Source organism: Burkholderia sp. RF7-non_BP4 (assembly GCF_001521935.1).
In the GTDB taxonomy this organism is placed as follows: domain Bacteria; phylum Pseudomonadota; class Gammaproteobacteria; order Burkholderiales; family Burkholderiaceae; genus Burkholderia; species Burkholderia diffusa.
Genome location: NZ_LOTA01000025.1, coordinates 31406 through 50947, shown reverse-complemented (window position 1 = coordinate 50947; position 19542 = coordinate 31406). Strand labels below are relative to the sequence as shown.

Genomic DNA, 19542 nt, shown 5'->3' with positions numbered 1-19542 from the left:
AAGGCGCCTTCGGGCGCCTTTTTTTCGTCTGTGGAGCGAGGTGTCGGCGATTCGCATCCTCCGGATGCAAAAAAGCGAGGCGTGTGCCTCGCTTTTCTCGTTGTGCGCAGTTGCGGGGCGATACCCGCCGCAGATGGCTCAGCGCGTGTATTCGCCGTTGGCTTCCGGCTGGAACACGATCGCTGCGACCTTCATCAGCTTTTCAGCGCCGCTCGGCTGCAGCACCTTCACCAGCTGACCGCGTTGCGTGCCCAGCAGCGCCATGCCGACCGGCGAGAACACGTTCAGGCGCCCGAGTTCGAGATTGGCGGCATCCGGATAAACAATCGTCCAGGTGGCTTGTTCCTGGGACGCTTCGTCGAGCAGTGTGATCTGCGAGTTCATCGTGACGACGTTCGACTTGATGGCGTCGGGCTGCACGATGTCCGCGCGCTCGAGCAGCGTGTCGAGCATCGTCTGGAAGCGCGGGTTGTGTTCGGCGTGCTTCTCGAGACGAGCGACGTCGAGTTCGGTCAACTGATAAAGGCGTTGTTTCATGGCAGTTCTCCAAATGATCGGCATGGGGCAGGCATGGCGTGCCTATGGGGATCGCCCGGAGCCTGTCTGACCTGGCTCCGGGAGGAGGCCGTGCTGTCAGATCAGGCGCCGGGCAGGGGCGAGCGGTGCCTGGGCCGTGCGTCGAAGGCAGGGGTGCGCCGGGTGGCCGGCGCGCGCGCGCACGCCGGACGGGCCGGACAGCGAAAGCGAAAGAGGCGTGGGCGCGTGCATGGTGAATGGGGTATCGACAGGCGAATAAAACCTTTCGATTCTACAACACAACCTTCCAGGTCGGTGATCAAGCTGTCGGCTTTTCGTCAGGCATTGTTGTGGAAATGATTGAAGTAATCGCGATCTTGCGCGACGACAGCCGTCTATTTTTTCCGAAAATGCAACGCTGTATGTTCAAACCAAGGGTTTCCCCTTGGTATCGCGAGCACTACACTTGATCCATCGCTTCAGACAGTCCCGCCGGAAGCGACGCCAAAAGAGAACATATTTCGGAGGTCCATCATGAAGTCGATCATCTACGCAGCGATCGCTGCATCCGTCCTTGCCGCCCCGATCGCATCGTTCGCGCAGTCCGAGCAGGGCTTGACCCGCGATCAGGTCCGGGCCGAACTCGTGCAACTCGAACAGAACGGCTACAAGCCGCTCGCGAGCGATGCGCAATATCCGCAGAACATCCAGGCCGCAGAACAACGGAGCCAGCCGAATCAGCCGATGCTCGCCCAAGCCGACACGAGCGGCTATGGTGCGGTGGCGACGGGCGCAGGCCAGTCGGGCCGCCGCATGACGCGTGAAGCCCCGAATCCCGTGAACTCCGTCTACTTCGGCAACTGAACATCCCCGGGTCTGCCCGCGCACAGCATGTGACCGACGGGACGCGCGCCACTCGCGCGCGTCCGCGTCAGCAGAGCAGAACCTCCGTCGCCGCATTCCGGCGGCTTTTCCGCCCAGACGCTCGCGCGTTTGGGCCTTTTTTGCTGGGATGGGTCAGGCGGACGTGACCGTCGGGGTGCCGTGGATGTAGTGTTCGAGCTGGCTGATCGTGAATTGCTGGTCGGCAATCACACTCTTCACGAGGTCGCCGATCGAGATCAGGCCGATGAGCTTGCCGTCCTGCAGGACGGGCAGGTGGCGCATCCGGTGTTCGGTCATCAGCGCCATGCACTCGTCGGTGGATTGCGACGGCTCGACGTAGCGCACCTTGGCCGTCATGATTTCCTCGACGCGGGTGGCCTTCGACGAACGGTCCTGCAGCACGACCTTGCGCGCGTAATCGCGCTCGGTGACGATGCCCGCGATGTCGTCGCCGTCCATGACCAGCAATGCGCCGATTCCCTTTTCCGCCATCAGCTTGATGGCGTCATAGACGAAATCGGCTTTCGTGACGGTGTAGATCGTGCGGCCGGAATCCGGCTTGGCTTTGAGAATTTGCGCGACAGTCGTGCTCATTTGCTTTCTCCGTGTGCGGGACGATGCAGGGAAGGCAGGGCGTGATGCGCGGCACCCGACGGGCCCAGTATAGCCGGGCCCGTTGCGGCAGTCGCGTGACGTTTCCAGATTAGCGGTAAACTCCGGTCACGCACCATCCACACAATTCCTACATTCCTGATCGTTTCGATTGAATTCATGATGTCTTCGCGTCCCCAATCGCCCACGCAGGGCAATGGCCAGGCCGACGAGTGCGTGACGCTCGTCGCCACGGCGTCGCTGCCCACGCGCTACGGTACGTTCACGTCGTACGCCTTCCGCGTATCGGGCAGCGATGCCGAACATCTCGCGCTCGTGATGGGTGACGTCACCGGCGAGCAGTCCGTGCTGGCGCGGCTTCATTCCGAATGCCTGACCGGCGACGTGTTCGGCTCCTACCGCTGCGATTGCGGCGAGCAACTCGACCTCGCGCTGCGTTACATCGCGGCGGAAGACCGCGGCGTGCTGCTGTATCTGCGCGGCCACGAAGGGCGCGGCATCGGCCTGAGCAACAAGATCCGTGCATACGCGTTGCAGGAGCAGGGGCGCGACACCGTCGAGGCGAATCTCGACCTCGGCTTGCCCGACGACGCCCGCGAATACGACTCGGCCGCAGCGATCCTCCGGATCCTCGGCGTGACGTCGGTGCGACTGATGAGCAACAACCCGAAGAAATTCGATACGCTCGTGAAGCACGGCATTCCCGTCTGCGAACGCGTGGCGCTCGCGGTACCCGTGCGTGAGGAAAACGAGCGTTACATCCGGACCAAGCAGGCGAAGTTTGGGCATTACTTCGAGGAAAACGAGTAATCGCATTCGACGCGCTGGCGCCTGAGCGCGGGCGTCGTGCGCTCATTCGGCGAACGACGGGCGGGACGACGCGTTGCGCTGCATTCAATTCCTGTCGCCGGTTCTTGCGGCCGTCGACGTTCCTTGCCGGCGCATCCCGTGCCTTCTGCATGTCCCGATCACGGTTGAACCCGCCAGTGAAGATTGAAACCGAACGTTTGACATTGCGTCGCTGGCGACCGGACGATGCCGGTGCGCTGGCTGCGATGCATGCGGATCCCGATGTGACCGCGTGGCTCGCGCGTGGCCCGATGTCCGTCGATGAGGCGGAGGCCACCATCGTGCGCTTCGAAGCGCATTTCGATGCGCACGGTTTCGGTGTGTGGGCGATCGAGCGTCGTGCGGATGGCGCGTTGATCGGGCTTTGCGGTTTGTCGCGCGAAGTTCGCGACGAGCACCCGATGGCGCCGTGTGTCGAGATCATATGGCGCCAGGCCCGCTCATCGTGGGGGCATGGCCATGTCGGCGAAGCGGCCGCCGCGGTATTGGCCGACGGATTCGGCCGGCTCGGGCTCGGCGAAATCTTCGCGTGGACGGCCGCCGCCAACCTGCGATCGCGGCACGTGGCGCAGCGGCTCGGGATGGCGCGACAGCCCTTGCGCGATTTCGATCATCCTGCGTTGCCGCGGGGACATGCCTTGCGGCGGCATGTGGTGTTCGTCAAGCACGCAACGTCCGTTCGTCTCGACGGCCACGTCAGCACGTAACGGCCCGGGCATCCGTGCCCGTCAACGCCATCCTGCGTTCAGCAGCACGGTCCGGTAGCCGTCCGCATCCTGGAACGTCTGTCCGGATGCATCCCAATACAGATTGAATGACGACACTCGCATGAAGCCGTGCGCGGCGGCGCGTGCGCATGCATCCAAGCATCTCGAACGCGTCGCGATACTTGCGTTTGATACTGGCGAAGTCGGCAACGGGACGGGCAATACACAGGTGGGCGTGCGTGACGACATCGGCTGTGTGTAAGCCGTTCGCCGATGGTAAGCCGCCGGGGCAGGCCCGCGCGTGCTGCGCGCGGATGGTAGGGCGCTTTGATGCGGCCCTCATAAATCGCGCAGGCAAGAAAAAGCCCGCTACTGGAGCGGGCTGAATCCATGTTTGGAGACATGGAGGAGACGGATGCAACTTTAAGGGAAAACCCGAGGGCTGGCAAGCCCTAGTTGTAATTGTGCAACGCAGCGCTGCCGGGCCTTCCCGACAAGGGTGGAGCGGCGCGCCATCCAGTCCTTGCGGGTGTCCCGCCGTGTCCTGCCGAAAAAACGGCGTCCCCCGGTGCGGCGGCCTTCGCGTAACCGCGAAGCCGCCGGCGCATTCACATTCCGCCCGCCCGCGCGTGCGCGGTAAACGCGCCGAACCGCTCCTGCGCGACCGGCACCGCGTACTTGTCGCGCATTTCCGTCTCGATCCACGCGCAGGCCTCTCGCGCGCAGTCGGTCAGCGCGTGCCGCGTCGCGTGTCCGTCGATGTCGTAGACGAAGCGCACGCCCACCTCATCGTCGGTGACTTGCCGCTGCAGCTGCTTGAGCTGCAATTGCGGCCCGTGCCGTTGCGACAGCGCGCGCAGCTCGTCGAAGTGATATTCGAGCCAGTCGGCGAAGAACAGCGCATCGCTGTGGCAGCGCAGACGGAACGCCGCACTGCGCGACGGATGCTGCGCGGCGCCGCCGACGGCCTGCGGCTCGCCGTTCGGCGCCAAGGCCGCATCGACGGGCGCAAGCGGCTGCCCGATCTGCCGGTATGGTTCGCGGTCGCGCAGCGCGTGCCACAGCAGTTCGTCGCCGGCGGCCCCGGACGGCTGCATCGTCAGGTCGTGCCGACCGTCGCCGACAGCGACGACGTCGCGGATCACGAGGCGCAGCGAGCAGAGCGGCTCGTCCGCAACCAGCAGCGTCGCCGCGCGCGGCAACCCGCACACGAGCGGTGCGACGCCGGCCGCCCGGAACACGAGCCCGTGGCGATCGAGCCGCACGAGCGGCAGCGGCCGCGGAAATGACGGGTAGGTGACTGCGATGCGGGCGCCGCCGGCACCCGTCAACCCGGGCATCATCGCGCGAAAGACCTGAGACTGGTCCACGGTGGTTCTCCTTCGTTACGATGCCGCCCGGCCGGACTACGCGCGTTCCGGCTCAGGCGGCGATGGCCTGCCGGGTGGCCCGTCCCGGCTCGATTCCAAGTGCGGCAAACGTTTGCGGATCGATATCGATCCAGCACGCGACAACCAGACGACCGTCCACCGGTTTCGGGGGGCCTGCCCGGTGCGCGTGCACGCCGATCCGGCGGAACAGCCTTTCCATGCTCGCGAACGTCACGCCGATCAGCTGCCGCGCGCCCAGTTGCGCCGCGCATTCGACGACCGCGGCGAGCATCGGGCGGACGGCCCACTCGGCATTGCCCGGACCGCCTTCGTCGCCGGTCGCCGCGAACCGCGACAGCTCCCAGACGGCTGCCGATTGCGGCAGCGCGACGTCGTCGGCGATCAGGTCGGCGAACAGCGACTTCAGCAGATACGGGCGCGTGGTCGGCAACAGGCGCGCACATCCGCACACTTCGCCGCCGGCGTTTCTCGCGAACACGTAGACGGTATCGTCGCGATCGAACTGGTCGCGCTCGAAACTTTCGTTCGCCGACGGGAGCGCCCACCCGAGCTGCTCGACGAACACACGGCGCCGATAGCGCCCGAGATCCGCTGCAAGTTCGTGTGGCAACCGCCCTTCCTCGTGAACGAAGGTCCGCATGGTGTCCTCGGATCTGTACTTTGGTATGCACGCATTACATCGCGCGTCCCGAGGGGGCGGTAACTGGTAACTCTTACAGGGTGAGGGGAGGCCGATACCATTCGACCGGTGGTATCGGTTTCTTGATCGGCGGGATTGAAATACGGGCGGCTTTTGCTTATAAAGAGCGCCAGTCTTGCGGAAATGTCAGAGGAAAGCGCGGCCGGTTGTCACTGGAGCGTGGGACCGGCATGATAGGCGTCGTTGCGACCGAGCAGCGACGACGCGACCGCGGCCGGCCAGTCGACGTGTACGAGCCGCGCGGCAAGCACGGCGGCGGTGCGGAACATGCCGAGGTCGGCGCCGGTGGCATCGACGGCCATGATGTTGCTGCGAACGTCGCCGCCCGCGATCACGAACGCGCCCGTCGCGCGCTCGAGATACCAGTCCCAGCCGACCGTCAGGTATGCGACGCCGGCACTGGCCGGGCGATGCCATTCGGTATAGCCGGCCAGGCGCGCGTCGATGGCGCTGTCGCGCAGTTCCGCGAGCAGCGATGCATCGAGGCCGCTTGCGACGTGGTCGAGTACGAGCGCGGCCAGTGCGCTTTCGGACAGGCGCACGTAGCCGTCCGGAGACGGGCCGCGGACCGGATGCAACAAAGGTGAAGTCATGCGCGGAATGTATCAGCCCCGAACCGGTGCTGGCACCTGACAGGTATGACAGCGTAACGTTGTCGGAGAAAGAATGGAACTGCGCTGGCAGGATGCCTACCAACAATTCAGCGCCGCGGAAGACGAGCAGCAGCTCTTCCAGCGGATCGCCGCTTATTCTAAACGCCTCGGATTCGAATATTGCTGTTACGGCATTCGCGTGCCGCTGCCGGTGTCGAAGCCGGCCGTCGCGATCTTCAATACTTATCCGGACGGCTGGATGGCGCACTATCAGGCGCAGAACTACATCGAGATCGATTCGACGGTTCGCGACGGCGCGCTCAGCACCAACATGATCGTGTGGCCGGACGTCGACCGGATCGATCCGTGCCCGCTGTGGCAGGATGCGCGCGATTACGGGCTGTCGGTGGGCGTCGCGCAGTCGAGCTGGGCGGCGCGCGGCGCGTTCGGGCTGTTGAGCATCGCGCGTCATGCGGACCGGCTCACGCCGGCCGAGATCAACATGCTGACGCTGCAGACCAACTGGCTCGCGAACCTGTCGCATTCGCTGATGAGCCGCTTCATGGTGCCGAAGCTGTCGCCCGAGTCGAGCGTCACGCTGACCGCGCGCGAGCGCGAGGTGCTGTGCTGGACGGCCGAAGGGAAGACCGCGTGCGAGATCGGCCAGATCCTCTGCATCTCGGAGCGCACGGTCAACTTCCACGTGAACAACATCCTCGAGAAACTCGGCGCGACCAACAAGGTCCAGGCGGTCGTCAAGGCGATCGCGGCCGGACTCATCGATACACCCTGACCCCGCGCTGGCGGCGGAGCGGTCGTACCGCGCGGCGGCCACCGCTCACTCCATCATCGGCTCCGCTTCCTTCGCGGTCCAGCTCACGCTGGAAATGCTCTTCTCCATGCTCATCCGGCTCGCGATCTGCTCGAGCTTCTGCTGATCCTTCGGGTGCAGCTTCAGCGTCGCGGTCACCTTCAGGCGGTCCGGCTGCTCGGGCACGTCCTCGCTCGTCAGGCTCTGGAACGACAGCGGCTTCGCATACATCGCGTTCGACAGCAGCGTGCGGATGTGCACTTCGTCGTCGGCCAGGCAGATCACGGTGATCTGGTATTCGCGCACGAGGTCGGCGTTCGACACGGGGGTTGCGTTGATCGCCTGGCTGACGCCGCGCAGCACCGTGTTGGTGAGCAGCACGACGCCCGTGCCGGCCAGCGCCGGCACGAAGTGACCGGAGCCGGCCAGCACGCCGACGGCGGCCGAGCACCACAGCGTCGCGGCCGTGTTGATGCCCTGGATCGAGCCCTTGTCGCGCATGATCACGCCGCCGCCGAGAAAGCCGACGCCCGACACGACGTAAGCGGCGATCTGCGTGACGCCGGCCACGCCGTTGCCGGTCAGCACGCCGAGCGTGACGAACAGGCAGGCGCCGCTCGCGACGAGCGTGATCGTGCGCAGGCCCGCCGTGCGTTGCCGCATCTGGCGTTCGAGGCCGATCGCGACGCCGCAGGCGAACGCAGTGAAAAGACGGAGTGCGAAATCGAGAGTCATGTTTGTCCTGCCGTGCCAAGTGCGCATGCCGGCCCGCGTCGCGGCGGCGCGAGGCCGAACGCGGCACGAAGGCCGTCATCGCGCGGTACTGTACCGCGCGAATGCGTCATTCAGTGTGAAACGGGGGGCGTGCGGGCTCGCGGAACGCGAGCCGCGGCAGGAGAACTGCGTCGGACAGGCGTTCAGGCGGCAAGCGGCGCACGCAACGGAGTGCTGCAACTGTCCACGATGGTTCCTGAAGGAAGAATGGGCGGCATTCTAGTGGGCCGCCCGCGCAGGCGTCAACCCGTCCGGCGGCCGGACGCGAACGGCCGGTGCGTCACGGCAACGGTCATTGCGACGCGCCGATCGTCCCCGTCGCGAGCGCGAGCGCGGCGGCAGCCGACAGCGCGCCGGCATAGCTGTCGACCTCCGCGTTGCGGGCCGCGAGCAGCTGGCTTTGCGCGATCGTCGCATCGGTGACCGAGCCGACGCCGTTGCGGTACGCGGTCAGCGCCGCGTCGTAGCTCGTCTGCGCGGCATCGACGAGCGCCTTGGCCGCGTCGTGCGATGCGAGGCTCGTCTGCACCGCGTTCTGCGCGGCGACGACCTGGCGGACGGCTTCCTCCTTGGTCCGCGTGAGGCGTGCGGACGCGCTTTGCGCATCGTTGCGCGCCTGCATCAGCACCGCCGAGCGCAGGCCGCCGTCGTACAGCGGGATCGTCACGCCGAGGAACACGCCGCCGCCGTAGCGGCTGCCGTTCAGGTTCACGGTCGGCGCCTGGTCGCCGATCGCGGGCAGCGCGGTGATCGCCGTGCCGCCGCTCGCATACGACGTCGACGCCGACAGGAAAATTTTCGGCATGAACGCGGCTTGCGCGGCCTTGATCTTCGCGCGGTTGGCCTGCTCGAGCGCATACGCGCCCTGCAGGTCGGGGCGGCGCGCGATCGCGTCCGACACGATCGCGTCGACCGACGAAGCGAGCGCGGGCGGCAGCGGACGCTTGGGCAGCGCGGCGATCGACGGCTTCGACAGCGGCGAGATGCCGAGCGCGGAAACCAGCGCGAGGTAGCCGTCGCTTGCCGCGCCGTTCGCCTGCACGAGCGCGAGATTCGCCTGCGCGCGATTCTGCGTCGCCTGCGCGAGTTCGACGACGGTGCCGACGCCTTGCCTGAGCCGCGCGCGCGACGCCGCGAGGATCGCGTCGGCGTTCGCCAGGCCCTGCTGCGCGCTGGCCGCGCGCGAGCGGGCGGCTTCGTAGCGGTAATACGCGACGGTCACGTCGTGAATCACCTGCTGGTGCACGGCCGTGAACGCGACGTTCGACGCGACCGACGCCTGCTCGGCCGCCTCGACGCGCGCCGCGCGCCCGCCGAAATCGAACAACAGCCATTGCAGCGACAGCGCCGAGATCGTGCCGTGCACGGTCGTGTTGCTCGACGCGTCGCCGAGGAGCGTCGACGTCGAGCCGTGGCTCGTCTGGTACGCACCCATCGCGGTCGCGGACAGGTTCGGCAGGTACGCGGCCTTCGCGATGCCGACCGCGAGCGCGGCGTTGCGCGCGTCGTTCCATGCGATGCGGGTCAGCGGGTTCGTCGATTCGGCGAGATCGATCAGCTCGGGCAGCGTGTACGGATGCGCGGTGTCGAGCGCGGCGGGCGGCGACACCGACGCGAGCGCGGGCGAGGCCGGCAGCGTGTAGTCGTGCGGCGCGCGTTGAGCGGACGCAAGCGGCGGCGCCGGCACGATGTCGCCGGCCGCCGACGTTTGCGGCTGCCACGGGCGGTCGGGCGCCTCCGGCGCCAGATCGACCGACGACGTGGCGCAACCGGTCAGCGCGATGGCCGTCGCGAGCACGGTGGCGGCGATCGGCGCGGCCGGCGGTTCAGGGACGCGCATGAGGGGCAGGCTCCTTCGGGGTGGCTGGACGCGCGGCGTCGGCGATGTGCGCGAGCCGCGTGTCGATCAGGTTGAGCAGCGCGTCGCGTGCAGGATCGGTGGAGGTGGCGGCCGGCGCGATTGCTGCGTCTGCCGTCGTCGACGGTGGCGCCGAAACGGCGTCGGCAACCGGGGCGCCGTCGCGCAGTTCGACCACGCGCGCGAGCCGCGCGCCGATCGCCGCATCGCCCGGCGTGCGTTCGGCGAGCAGGAACAGCGGGCCTTCGAGCGCGCCGAGTTCCGCAAGTGCGCGTCGCCGGGTCGCGAGCCACGCGGCGGCGGGGCGCACCCACGACGGTTCGTAATGGATCAACCCGAGCTCCTGCGCGATCGCGCCGTGGCGCGCGAAGGCTTCAGCGGCGAGCGTGCGGCGTTCGGCCGGCTGCACGACCTGCGCGATACGGCGCCACTGGTCGAGCAGCGCCGCGAACGCGACGTCGATCTGCTTGCCGATGCTGACGGGCCAGATGCGTGTGAACACGAGATACACGACGACGTTGCCGAGCAGGATGCCGATCGTGCGATCGCGCGCGAGCGTGAGGTCGAAGCCGGGGCCTGCGCCCTGGATCACGCACAGGAAGAACGCGAACGCGACCTGGAAGCCCGCGTACGCGATGCGCGGCGAACCGAAGGCGACCCACGCGGACAGCCACGCGCCGACGAACACGAGGGCCATCAGCTCGCCGATCGACGACAGCGCCGGCACGACGAACACGAGCGCCGCGGTCCCGATCAGCGCGCCGACGATGCAGCCGGCGATCCGCAGCGTGAGTTTCTCGACCGTTTCGGCCGTCGAGCCGAGCGACACCATGTAGCAGGTGATGAAGCAGGTGTGGATGCCCGGCCAGTCGAGCTGCGAATACAGCAGGTAGCAGAACATCGCCGCGACGGTCGTCTTCAGTGCGTAGCGGATGTGGTCGGGGTTGGTTCGGGCGTCCGGCAGGAAGAAGCCGCCGCGCGGCGCGGGCGGTGCGGCGGGCGCGTTCGTCGGCGAAGCGGATGCGGCGGTCGGTGCCGTGGCCGGTATCGCCGGTGCGGTCGGTTCGGCGAAATGCGTGATGGCCGCGTGCAGGTCGGTTGCGACGACGCACGCGAGCGGCGGCAGCGTATCGGCCGGCGGCAGAGCGAGCGTCACGTTGACCGGATAGCCGCCCTGTTCGAGGATGCCGGCCATTTCGTCGAGCGTCGCCGCGGCCGGTTCCGCGAATGCGGCGGGCAGCTTCGCGTCCGGTTCCCGGTCGGCGAGCGCGACCGCGACGAGCAGTGCGGTGCTCGATGCGATGGCCTGTCGTAGCGCCGGTGCATCCGCAGCTCGCGTCGAGCCTTCGAGCGTCGACAGCTTGAGCCACGTGAGCAATTGCTTGTCGCCTTCACGCAGGCTCGCGTCGAAGGCCGTGCGTGCGTCCTCGTCGCCGCGCAGCCGCCGCGCGGCGAGCCGCAGCCGTTTCGCGAGCTGCGCGAGCGCGAGCTTGCGCGGCGACGGCGCGATCAGCAGGTTGACGACGATCGCGACGCCGACCGGAATCGCGACCATCAGCCAAGCGTAGAGCAGCGCGCGCGTCGCGGCTTCGCCGACCGGCGCGAGGCCGAGCTCGTCGAGCCCGAAGCCGACGATCATCGCGAGGATCGCGCCGACGGGGCGCAGCTTGCTCGCCGACGTGAGATACAGCAGCCCGACCGACAGCACGGCCATGCACGCGACGCGCAGCACCGAGTATTCGATGCTGAAGATCGCGACGCCGATCACGAGCGCGATCACGACCGTGACGAGCAGCAGCATCGCGACCGCGAGCACGACGCTCGTCACGCGGTCGGCGCGATTCAGGAAGAACACGACGTAGGCGGAGATCGCGGCTTCCGGCGTGCCGTAGCCGCTCGTCACGAGCACGACGAGCGCGCAGATCAGCGTGACCCGCACGGCCATCGCGGCGCGCCCCGGAAACGGCGCGAGCAGTCGCAGGACTTCGCGCGGGCCGGGCGAGCGGACTTCAGCGGCAGGCTGAGCCATGCCGGACCTCGACGATCGCGCTCGCGCCGACACGCACGAGCTTGCCGTCGGGTTCGTCGAGCTTCACGCGCACCGGGAAGCGCTGCGCGACGTGCACCCAGTTCACCGAGCGCTGCACGATCGGCAGCGTGCGCGGCAGGTTGATGCGATCGCTGTCCGCGATGCCGGCGCCGATGCCGACGACCTTGCCCGTCAGCGGGCGGCTGCGGTCGATCATCGAATAGACCGTCGCGCAGTCGCCGACCGCGATGCGGTTCAACGACGTTTCGCGGAAATTGCCGACGGCGAACCATTCGCTCGCATCGATCAGCGTGAAGATCGACTGGTTCGGCGCGAGGGTTTCGCCGGCGAGCACGGTCAGGCCCGTCACGAGCCCGTCGTGCGGCGCGCGTACGACCGTATCGTCGAGCGCGTGCTGCGCGCGGGCGAGCGCGGCTTCGCGCGCATGGAGCGTGGCGATCGCGTCGGCGTCGTCGCCGATCGTCTGCGCGGACGAGCGCTGCTGTTCCTGCGCCTGCGCGAGCGACACGGCCGCGTCGCGCTGCCGGACCTTCGCCTGGTCGAACTGCTGCGCGCTGACGTAGCCCTGCGCGGCGAGCGGCGCGAGCCGGTTCACGTCGCGCGTCGCGAGATCGTGATTCTGCGTCGCGCGCTTGACCTGCTCGGCGGCCACGGCCGCGTTCGAGCGCTCGCCGATCAGCGACCGGCGGCGCGTGTCGAGCGACGCGCGCGCGAGCTCGAGATCGGCCTGCGCCTGCGCGACCGTCAGCCGGTACGGCACCGGATCGATTGCATACAGCAGGTCGCCTTTCGCGACGCGCTGGTTTTCGTGTACCGCGAGCTGCACGATGCGGCCGCCGACGGGCGACGCGACGTGCACGACGTCCGCGTCGATCGATGCGTCGTCGGTGGACGGGTAGGCCGTCGTGCGGTGATACGCGTACGCGAGCGCCGCGATGCCGAGCGCGACGATCGCCAGCGCGATCACGCGGCCTTTCGTGGACGGGCGGGCGATGCCGGCGGCCTTCATGCGAACGGCCCCGTGCCGGCGAGCCACACGATGACGGCGACCACGAGCCCGATCGCGGTGCAGACGGCGAGCTGGTAGGGCACGGTGGCGGCCCAGCCGGTCGCGACGAACACGCGGTGCGCGACGATCGCGCCGACGATGCCGACGATCGCGCTGACGAGCCAGAGCGGGAAATACGCGCCGAACAGGACGTACGACGGCGCACCGCGCGACGTGCAGCCCGCGAGCGGCAGGGCTGGCGCCAGGGCGGCGGCGCGCAGGGGCGCGCGCGGCGTTGTTTTTCTCATGGTGTGACGAGCTCGACGTTGGGGGTGAATGCCGGGCGCGGCGCAATGCGGTCCGTCGCCGCGACGACGATTCCGCGATACGGAGCCGATCATAAATCAGCGCGATGCGGTCCGCCAGCGATGCCCGGCGTACCTGCCGCACGCACGGGGCTGCCCGGTGGGCGCTTCGGTGCGATCGATGGCGGTTCGCGATTCTGCCAGCGCATGACCCGGCAGGGTTGCTGACGGACTGTAAACGATCGTCAGACGAAACCGGGCCGATGCCGTTTGTCTGCCGATGAAGCGGGAATCGGCGAGCCGAATGCGTAATTGACGCGCAGTCGCGGATGAATCCGCGTTCGGGCCGCGCGGTGCGTCCGCCGTGGCCGTGACCGGTCGTGCCGGCCGGTATCTGTGTACCATCGTGCGAAGAGCGCGACGCGTGACGTGTGACGAGGCCTGATGGCACGGTCCCGTCCGATGCGCGGCGCGGAAGCGGTACCGCAACGAGGAAGAGTGTTCCATGCGAAGTTTCTTTGTCCGGTTCATTGCGATCGGCGTGCTGTTCCACTTGTACGTCGGGCTGCGGATCATTCCCGACGCCTTCGCGTCGCCGCTCGCGCGCACGATCGCGGCGCTGGTGCTGGCGAGCTTCGTCGTGCTGATTCCGGTCGGCATGTTCTCGCGCCGCTTCGATGAAGGCTGGGCCGCGACGCTGGCCGGCTGGGCCGGTTCGATCGCGATGGGCTTCTTTTCGTCGCTGCTGGTGCTGACGTTCCTGCGCGAGCCGGTGCTGCTCGGCGTCGTCGCATGGCGGCATCTGGGGCATGACGGCGCCTGGAGCGGCGCGGCATCCGATACGGCGCTCGGCGTGCTGGCGGGCGCGGTGCTGATCAGCGCGATCGGATTCGTCGGCGCGCGCCGCACGGCCGCGGTCAAGCGCGTGTCGATTCCGGTCGACGGGCTGCCCGCTGCGCTCGACGGGCTGACGATCGTGCAACTGTCGGACATTCACGTCGGGCCGACGATCAAGCGGCCTTATATCGAGCGGATCGTGCGCGCGGTCAATGCGCTCGAGGCCGATCTCGTCGTCGTGACGGGCGACGTGGTCGACGGCTCGGTCAAGCGGCTGCGCGAGCACACGGCGCCGCTCGGCCGCATGCAGTCGCGGCACGGCAGCTTCCTCGTGACGGGCAACCACGAGTATTACGCCGGCGCGCATGCATGGATCGACGAGTTCAGGCGGATCGGTTTGACGGTGCTGCTCAACGAGCACGTGCTGATCGAGCACGACGGCGCGCGCGCGGTGCTCGCGGGCGTCACCGATTTCACGGCGGGCGGGTTCGATCCCGAACATCGCAGCGACCCCGAGCAGGCGCTCGCGGGCGCGCCGCACGACGTCGCCACGAAGATCCTGCTCGCGCACCAGCCGCGCAGCGCGGAAGCGGCGAGTCGCGCCGGGTTCACCGTGCAACTGTCCGGCCATACGCACGGCGGCCAGTTCCTGCCGTGGCCGCCGTTCGTGCGCCTGCAGCAGCCGGTGATCGGCGGGCTGAACCGGTTCGGCGCGATGTGGCTCTACACCAGCCGCGGCACCGGCTACTGGGGGCCGCCGAACCGTTTCGGTGTGCCGTCCGAAATCACGCTGATCCGGTTGGCGCGCGGCCGCTAGCGCGCGTCAGACGATGCGCGCGATATCGTCGAAATCGAAGCGCGGGCTGCGCGGGAACAGGCCCGCCGGGTCGCCGTAGCCGAGGTTCACGAGGAAGTTGGTGCGGATCGCGGTGCCCGCGAAGAATTCGGCATCGACCTTGGCGGCATCGAAGCCCGACATCGGGCCTGCGTCGAGGCCGAGCGCGCGCGCGGCGAGGATCAGGTACGCGCCCTGCAGCGACGCGTTGCGGAACGCCGTGGCTTCGATCAGCGCGTCGTTGCCGGCGAACCAGCTGCGCGCGTCGGCGTGCGGGAACAGGCGCGGCAGGTGCTCGTGGAACGCGAAGTCCATGCCGACGATCACGGTGACGGGCGCGGCCATCGTCTTCGCGAGATTGCCTTCGGACAGCGCCGGTTTCAGGCGCGCCTTCGCTTCGGCCGACTTGACGAACACGAAGCGCGCGGGGCTCGAGTTCGCCGACGTCGGGCCGAATTTCGTCAGGTCGATCAGCCGGTGCAGCAGCGCATCGTCGACGGGTTTGTCCTGCCATGCGTTGTGGGTGCGCGCGGTGCGGAACAACTGGTCGAGGGCGGAATCGGAGAGCGTCATGGCGGGTCCTGGAAGAAATCGGCCGGGTCGCGCCGGCCGGCATTGCGGAAGAACGCAGCGTCCTGGATAAGGACGCGCTGCGACACGGCGCGATGATAGCGTGGCACGCGAAAACGCACAGGCTTCGCGATCGGCGATTCGAGCGCTTGGGCGTGTGACGCGCCGGAATGACAGCGCATGGCGACGCGCGTCGCCGTTGGCTACCATGCAGGCATGGTTCGCCCGCATCGTTCACTCCTGCCTGATTCCGACATGTCGACGCCCGATCTTTTCGCCGATACGCCCGCGCCCGACGTGGACTGGTACCCGGACTGGCTCGCGCCGGCCGAGGCCGATCGCGTGCTGGCCGCGCTGATCGACGAGGTCGCGTGGCGGCAGGACACGATCCGCACGCCACGCGGACGCATTCCGCTGCCGCGGCTCACTGCGTGGCAGGGCGAGCCCGACGCCGTCTACGTGTATTCGGGAATCCGCAACGTGCCCGCGCCGTGGACGCCGGCCGTGATCGACCTGAAGCGTGCCGTCGAGGCGACCTGCGGCGCGCGTTTCAACAGCGTGCTGCTCAATCGTTATCGCAACGGGCAGGACAGCCTCGGCTGGCATGCGGACAACGAGCCGGAGCTCGGCGACGCGCCGGTGATCGCGTCGGTGAGCCTTGGCGCGATGCGCGTGTTCGACCTGCGTCATCGTGCGACCGGCGTCGTGCATGCGTACCGGCTGACGCACGGCAGCCTGCTGGTGATGCGCGGCCGCACGCAGGCCGAATGGCAGCATCGCGTGCCGAAGGCGCCGGCCGTGCTGGGCGAGCGGGTCAACCTGACGTTCCGGCGGGTGGTGACGGCCGAGGCGGGCCGGTAAGCGCGCCGATCGGATGATTTGCTACCCGGGGTCGCGACCCGTTTTTGAACTGATCTAATTGATCTGCGGTCCATGCGGCACGTTGCCGCACACGTCGCGTACGCGCGGCGGAAATAGGCCCGTGAGGCCCGTGCCATAAGGATTTCAGGTGGATTTCATCGACCGCCGGGTTCTGATAGGCAGGTGTAAGCCCTGATGGTGCGTCGCAACATTCCTTGACTAGACTGTCGAATGGCTGAAACGCGCCGCGAACCGGCGCATCTTTTCGACATGCCCGACGCGTGGCCGATGCGACGCGCAGGGCAGGAGCACAACCCTTGACCGTACTGGACTCATCCCTCGAACCCTCGCTGCACGTCTTCGAACAAGACGGCGGATGGCAATGGGCGCTGACGGTGAAGCGGGCATCCGGCGTCGGTGTGAAAGTCGTCGCATTCAGCACGGACGGCTTCCGTGGCGAAGCCGATGCCTATGCCGCCGGCCAGCTCGCGCGCGCCGAGTATGACGCAGCAGTGACGGCCTGAACGCCGTCGCGCCGACCCCGTGCACGGATCGGCGCGGTCATGCTTTGCCGGTCGCTTTTCCTCCCTTTTTCCAATTTTCCCGTTTCCCTCGCTTCGCCGGTGCACGTCACGCATCGCGTGGCGTGCCTGCGTGGCGCCCGTCGCGCAAGCCGCCGCCACGTTCGCCGGTCGCGGATGCACCCGGCGACGTTCCGATGGGCAGTCCTGTCTATCGCTGTTATTCTTTCGATCGCATCAGGCTATATGCCGCTCCGGCGGTCCGGTCGGGCGCATCGGGCCGTCGGCCGCGTGAGCCGGATCGTGTTGATCCGGTCCGGTCGAAAATCCATAATCAAGCATTGCGGGTCTTTCGTGAACGCTTCCATTCCGTCCATGTGCAGAGGGTCAATCCAACGATGAGCGGCGCATCGAAACCGCCGGCGAAGCCGGCAAGCGCGCCGCGCGCGACAGCGGGCGACGACGTCGACCACGACGCGCCGAAGCAGGGCGCGGGCGACGACGAATCGTCCGGCGGCGCGTCGTCGTATCTGGTCCCGGGCCTCGAACGCGGGCTGCGGATCCTCGCCGAATTCTCCGCGCGCGAGCCGGTGCTCGGCGCGCCCGAGCTGTCGAAGCGCATCGGCATCCCGCGCACGACCACCTTCCGCCTGCTGCAGACGCTCGAGGCGCTCGGCTTTCTCGAGCGCGTGAACGGCGACCGCTATTTCCGGCTCGGCGTCGGCGTGCTGCGGCTCGGCTTCGAATACCTGAATTCGCTGGAACTGACCGATCTCGGCACGCCCGTGCTCGAACGGCTGCGCGACGCGACAGGCCTGTCGACGCACCTGCTGATCCGCGATCAGCGCGATGTCGTGTTCGTCGCGAAGGCGCAGAGCAACACGTCGATGTTCGGTTCGGTGAAGGTGCACGTCGGCACGCGGCTGCCCGCGCACGCGACCGTGCACGGCCATGTGCTGATGGGCGACCTCACGCGCGACGCGTTGCGCCAGCTGTATCCGGAAAAACGGCTCGAACAGTTCACCGAGCGCACGCCTGGCACCGTCGACGAGTTGTACGAGCGCGTGCGTCACTACGCGCGGCTCGGCTATGCGGTCAGCGAGGCCGCGTTCGAGAGCGGCATCTCGGCCGTGACCGCGCCCGTGCGCGACCATTCGGGCGCGATCGTCGCGGCGATCACCGCGACGGTGCCGCGCTCGGAGATCGGCGAGGCCGGCGAGAAAGAGCGGCTCGTCGAAGCGGTGTGCGGTGCGGCGGTCGACCTGTCGCAGCGCCTGAACTACCGGCCGCTCGAAAGCGACCCGACGTTCGCGCATGCGCGCCACCGGGTCGCGATGTTCTGATCCGCCGTGCGGGCCGCGTCGTGCGGCCTTATCGATCCATCGCCAATGAAAAAGAGCAGCCCGCGGGCTGCTCTTTTCGTTTCCGGCCTCGGGCGCGTGCGCCCGTTGCCGCTCAGAACGAATGGTGGATGCCGGTCAGCACGATCACCTGGTTCGCGGTGCTCGACGCGCCGGCCGTGAAGAACGCGGCCTTCGCGCCGCCCGAACCGTGCTCGTACAGCACGTTCGCGTACAGCTGCGTGCGCTTGGACAGCGAATAGATGTCGCCGAGCTCGACCTGCGTCCAGCGGCGGCCGGCCAGCGTCGTGGTCGCCGCGCCGCCCGCGATCGTGTTGAACGCGCTGCTGCGGTAGTTCACACCGGCGTCGTAGCTCTGGAACGTGTCGGAAAACCCGTTCGACTGCATCTTCGTGCGCGTGTAGAGGCCGTGCACGAGGAAGTCGCCGAACTGGTAGGACGCGCCCGCGCCGATGTTCTCGACCTTGTTCGCGAGGTAGCCGTTCGCGGTGTTCTGCCCCTGGAACGACGTGATGCCCGTCTGGCCGATCAGGATCGAGCGGTCGTGCTCGTTCGAATACACGGCCGACGCCTTGAACGGCCCGTTCGCATAGTTCAGCGCGACACCGACCGACTTGCCGGTCGAGAAGTTCGTCGTGTTGCCGAGCGCCATCGTCGCCGCGGCCGAGAAGCCGGCGAAGCTCGGCGAACGGTACTTGACCGCGTTGTTGTACGGCACGTTGCCGGTCGCGGCGAGCCCGTCGATGTTGCCCGGGTGGAACGCATACCAGCTCATCGCGAGATACGCGGTGCTGAGCGGATCGAGGTAGTCGAACGACAGCGGCGTCTGCCGGCCGAGCGTCAGCGTGCCGTAGCGGTCGGAGCTGAGACCGACGAACGCCGCGCGGTTCCAGATCGTGTTCGCGGTCGCGAACTGGCCGTTGTTCGTATAGAAGCCGTTTTCCAGCTGGAAGATCGCCGACAGGCCGCCGCCGAGGTCTTCCTTGCCTTTCAGGCCCCACCGGTCGGGCTGCGTGTTGCCCTGAATCATGGCCCACTTCGCATGGCCGCCGACGTTGTTCACATAGGCGACGCCGGCATCCATGCTGCCGTACAGCACCACGCTGCTCTGTGCCCAGGCGCCCGAGACCGCGCCCATTCCGATGATTGCTGCTGCTACCGCATGCTTGACCATTTGATCTCCTGACTCTCCAAACCTGATGAGAAACGTGCCGTGGCGGCGGGCACGAGGACGGCCGGCCGTCGCGCGCTTTCTTCACCACCGGCGGGCATTTTTATGTTCCATATAAGGAACAATGTGCCTCTGATGGAATGGAGTATAGAGGTGTCACGCAAAGTATCAAAAATAAATTTATCGGGCCGGATGGGCTTGAAGACGATCCGCAACAGCAGTTCGAGAATCCTGGAAATCGAGCTTAAATCCCCGCAATAAAACAAAAAATCACAATTGGCGCGGGTGGCGGGGCAGACCGTCGACCGGGCGGTCGGTGTTTTCCCTAGGACGTGCAGCTTTTTGTT

General features: G+C 67.4%; 21 protein-coding genes. 8 read left to right on the top strand and 13 right to left on the bottom strand.

Features of this window, described 5'->3' with window-relative positions; all coding sequences use genetic code 11:
• Nucleotides 1-138 precede the first annotated feature (138 nt).
• On the bottom strand, nucleotides 139-537 hold the full coding sequence (locus tag WS49_RS08550) for a GreA/GreB family elongation factor (protein WP_059526516.1): 399 nt from the start codon (nucleotides 535-537) through the stop codon (nucleotides 139-141).
• A 513-nt stretch (nucleotides 538-1050) separates the two neighbouring features.
• Here WS49_RS08550 and WS49_RS08545 point away from each other — a divergent pair.
• Nucleotides 1051-1380: a DUF4148 domain-containing protein gene (locus WS49_RS08545; RefSeq protein ID WP_059526514.1), complete on the top strand. Its 330-nt coding sequence runs from the start codon at nucleotides 1051-1053 to the stop codon at nucleotides 1378-1380.
• Nucleotides 1381-1533: 153 nt separating this feature from the next.
• Here WS49_RS08545 and WS49_RS08540 read toward each other — a convergent pair whose 3' ends face one another.
• Nucleotides 1534-1995 carry a CBS domain-containing protein gene (locus WS49_RS08540; RefSeq protein ID WP_059468448.1) on the bottom strand — a complete coding sequence of 154 codons (462 nt, stop codon included), beginning with the start codon at nucleotides 1993-1995 and terminating at the stop codon, nucleotides 1534-1536.
• A gap of 177 nt (nucleotides 1996-2172) precedes the next feature.
• Here WS49_RS08540 and ribA point away from each other — a divergent pair, with 177 nt between their 5' ends.
• Both ribA and WS49_RS08530 read left to right on the top strand, forming a co-directional pair.
• On the top strand, nucleotides 2173-2823 hold the full coding sequence (gene ribA, locus WS49_RS08535; RefSeq protein WP_059526513.1) for a GTP cyclohydrolase II: 651 nt from the start codon (nucleotides 2173-2175) through the stop codon (nucleotides 2821-2823).
• Between the two features lie 176 nt (nucleotides 2824-2999).
• Nucleotides 3000-3569 carry a GNAT family N-acetyltransferase gene (locus WS49_RS08530; protein WP_373557187.1) on the top strand — a complete coding sequence of 190 codons (570 nt, stop codon included), beginning with the start codon at nucleotides 3000-3002 and terminating at the stop codon, nucleotides 3567-3569.
• A 21-nt stretch (nucleotides 3570-3590) separates the two neighbouring features.
• Here the strand turns inward: WS49_RS08530 and WS49_RS36485 are convergent, their stop codons facing one another.
• The 4 genes from WS49_RS36485 to WS49_RS08515 form a co-directional block, all read right to left on the bottom strand.
• Entirely contained in the window at nucleotides 3591-3818 is a 228-nt protein-coding gene (locus tag WS49_RS36485; protein ID WP_373557186.1) for a hypothetical protein, read from the bottom strand.
• A gap of 359 nt (nucleotides 3819-4177) precedes the next feature.
• Nucleotides 4178-4939, bottom strand: coding sequence for a hypothetical protein (locus tag WS49_RS08525; RefSeq protein WP_179949256.1), 762 nt, complete (start codon nucleotides 4937-4939; stop codon nucleotides 4178-4180).
• Between the two features lie 52 nt (nucleotides 4940-4991).
• Entirely contained in the window at nucleotides 4992-5600 is a 609-nt protein-coding gene (locus tag WS49_RS08520) for an acyl-homoserine-lactone synthase (protein WP_059526508.1), read from the bottom strand.
• A gap of 209 nt (nucleotides 5601-5809) precedes the next feature.
• Nucleotides 5810-6253 (bottom strand): DUF4902 domain-containing protein, encoded by a 444-nt coding sequence (locus WS49_RS08515; protein WP_059526506.1) that lies wholly within the window; start codon nucleotides 6251-6253, stop codon nucleotides 5810-5812.
• 73 nt (nucleotides 6254-6326) lie between these two features.
• On the opposite strand from WS49_RS08515, the gene WS49_RS08510 reads away from it, so the two are divergent.
• On the top strand, nucleotides 6327-7046 hold the full coding sequence (locus WS49_RS08510) for an autoinducer binding domain-containing protein (protein WP_059526503.1): 720 nt from the start codon (nucleotides 6327-6329) through the stop codon (nucleotides 7044-7046).
• A 45-nt stretch (nucleotides 7047-7091) separates the two neighbouring features.
• On the opposite strand, the gene WS49_RS08505 is transcribed toward WS49_RS08510, so the two are convergent.
• The 5 genes from WS49_RS08505 to WS49_RS08485 all read right to left on the bottom strand — a co-directional run bounded on the left by WS49_RS08505 (nucleotide 7092) and on the right by WS49_RS08485 (nucleotide 13042).
• A complete protein-coding gene (locus WS49_RS08505) occupies nucleotides 7092-7799 on the bottom strand; it encodes an MgtC/SapB family protein (protein ID WP_059526501.1) in 708 nt (235 codons plus the stop codon).
• Between the two features lie 331 nt (nucleotides 7800-8130).
• Nucleotides 8131-9678: a TolC family protein gene (locus WS49_RS08500; RefSeq protein WP_059526492.1), complete on the bottom strand. Its 1548-nt coding sequence runs from the start codon at nucleotides 9676-9678 to the stop codon at nucleotides 8131-8133.
• On the bottom strand, nucleotides 9665-11725 hold the full coding sequence (locus WS49_RS08495; protein ID WP_059526489.1) for an FUSC family protein: 2061 nt from the start codon (nucleotides 11723-11725) through the stop codon (nucleotides 9665-9667). The genes WS49_RS08500 and WS49_RS08495 overlap by 14 nt, the downstream gene beginning before the upstream one ends.
• Nucleotides 11706-12755: a multidrug transporter subunit MdtN gene (gene mdtN, locus WS49_RS08490; protein WP_059526486.1), complete on the bottom strand. Its 1050-nt coding sequence runs from the start codon at nucleotides 12753-12755 to the stop codon at nucleotides 11706-11708. The genes WS49_RS08495 and mdtN overlap by 20 nt, the downstream gene beginning before the upstream one ends.
• The gene (locus tag WS49_RS08485; RefSeq protein ID WP_059526483.1) at nucleotides 12752-13042 is read right to left on the bottom strand and encodes a hypothetical protein; all 291 of its coding nucleotides are present in this window, start codon (nucleotides 13040-13042) and stop codon (nucleotides 12752-12754) included. Before WS49_RS08485 ends, mdtN begins: the two co-directional genes overlap by 4 nt.
• 502 nt (nucleotides 13043-13544) lie before the next feature.
• Here WS49_RS08485 and WS49_RS08480 point away from each other — a divergent pair.
• Nucleotides 13545-14693, top strand: a complete 1149-nt coding sequence (locus tag WS49_RS08480; protein ID WP_059526480.1) for a metallophosphoesterase — start codon at nucleotides 13545-13547, stop codon at nucleotides 14691-14693.
• Nucleotides 14694-14699: 6 nt separating this feature from the next.
• Here WS49_RS08480 and WS49_RS08475 read toward each other — a convergent pair whose 3' ends face one another.
• Nucleotides 14700-15284, bottom strand: a complete 585-nt coding sequence (locus WS49_RS08475; RefSeq protein WP_059526477.1) for a malonic semialdehyde reductase — start codon at nucleotides 15282-15284, stop codon at nucleotides 14700-14702.
• Between the two features lie 252 nt (nucleotides 15285-15536).
• Here WS49_RS08475 and WS49_RS08465 point away from each other — a divergent pair, with 252 nt between their 5' ends.
• The 3 genes from WS49_RS08465 to WS49_RS08455 all read left to right on the top strand — a co-directional run bounded on the left by WS49_RS08465 (nucleotide 15537) and on the right by WS49_RS08455 (nucleotide 18006).
• Entirely contained in the window at nucleotides 15537-16142 is a 606-nt protein-coding gene (locus WS49_RS08465; RefSeq protein ID WP_059526471.1) for an alpha-ketoglutarate-dependent dioxygenase AlkB family protein, read from the top strand.
• Nucleotides 16143-16459: 317 nt separating this feature from the next.
• Entirely contained in the window at nucleotides 16460-16666 is a 207-nt protein-coding gene (locus WS49_RS08460; RefSeq protein WP_044843168.1) for a hypothetical protein, read from the top strand.
• 395 nt (nucleotides 16667-17061) lie between these two features.
• The gene (locus tag WS49_RS08455; protein ID WP_059526468.1) at nucleotides 17062-18006 is read left to right on the top strand and encodes an IclR family transcriptional regulator; all 945 of its coding nucleotides are present in this window, start codon (nucleotides 17062-17064) and stop codon (nucleotides 18004-18006) included.
• Nucleotides 18007-18118: 112 nt separating this feature from the next.
• On the opposite strand, the gene WS49_RS08450 is transcribed toward WS49_RS08455, so the two are convergent.
• Nucleotides 18119-19198 (bottom strand): porin, encoded by a 1080-nt coding sequence (locus WS49_RS08450; protein WP_059526465.1) that lies wholly within the window; start codon nucleotides 19196-19198, stop codon nucleotides 18119-18121.
• Between the last annotated feature and the right edge of the window lie 344 nt (nucleotides 19199-19542).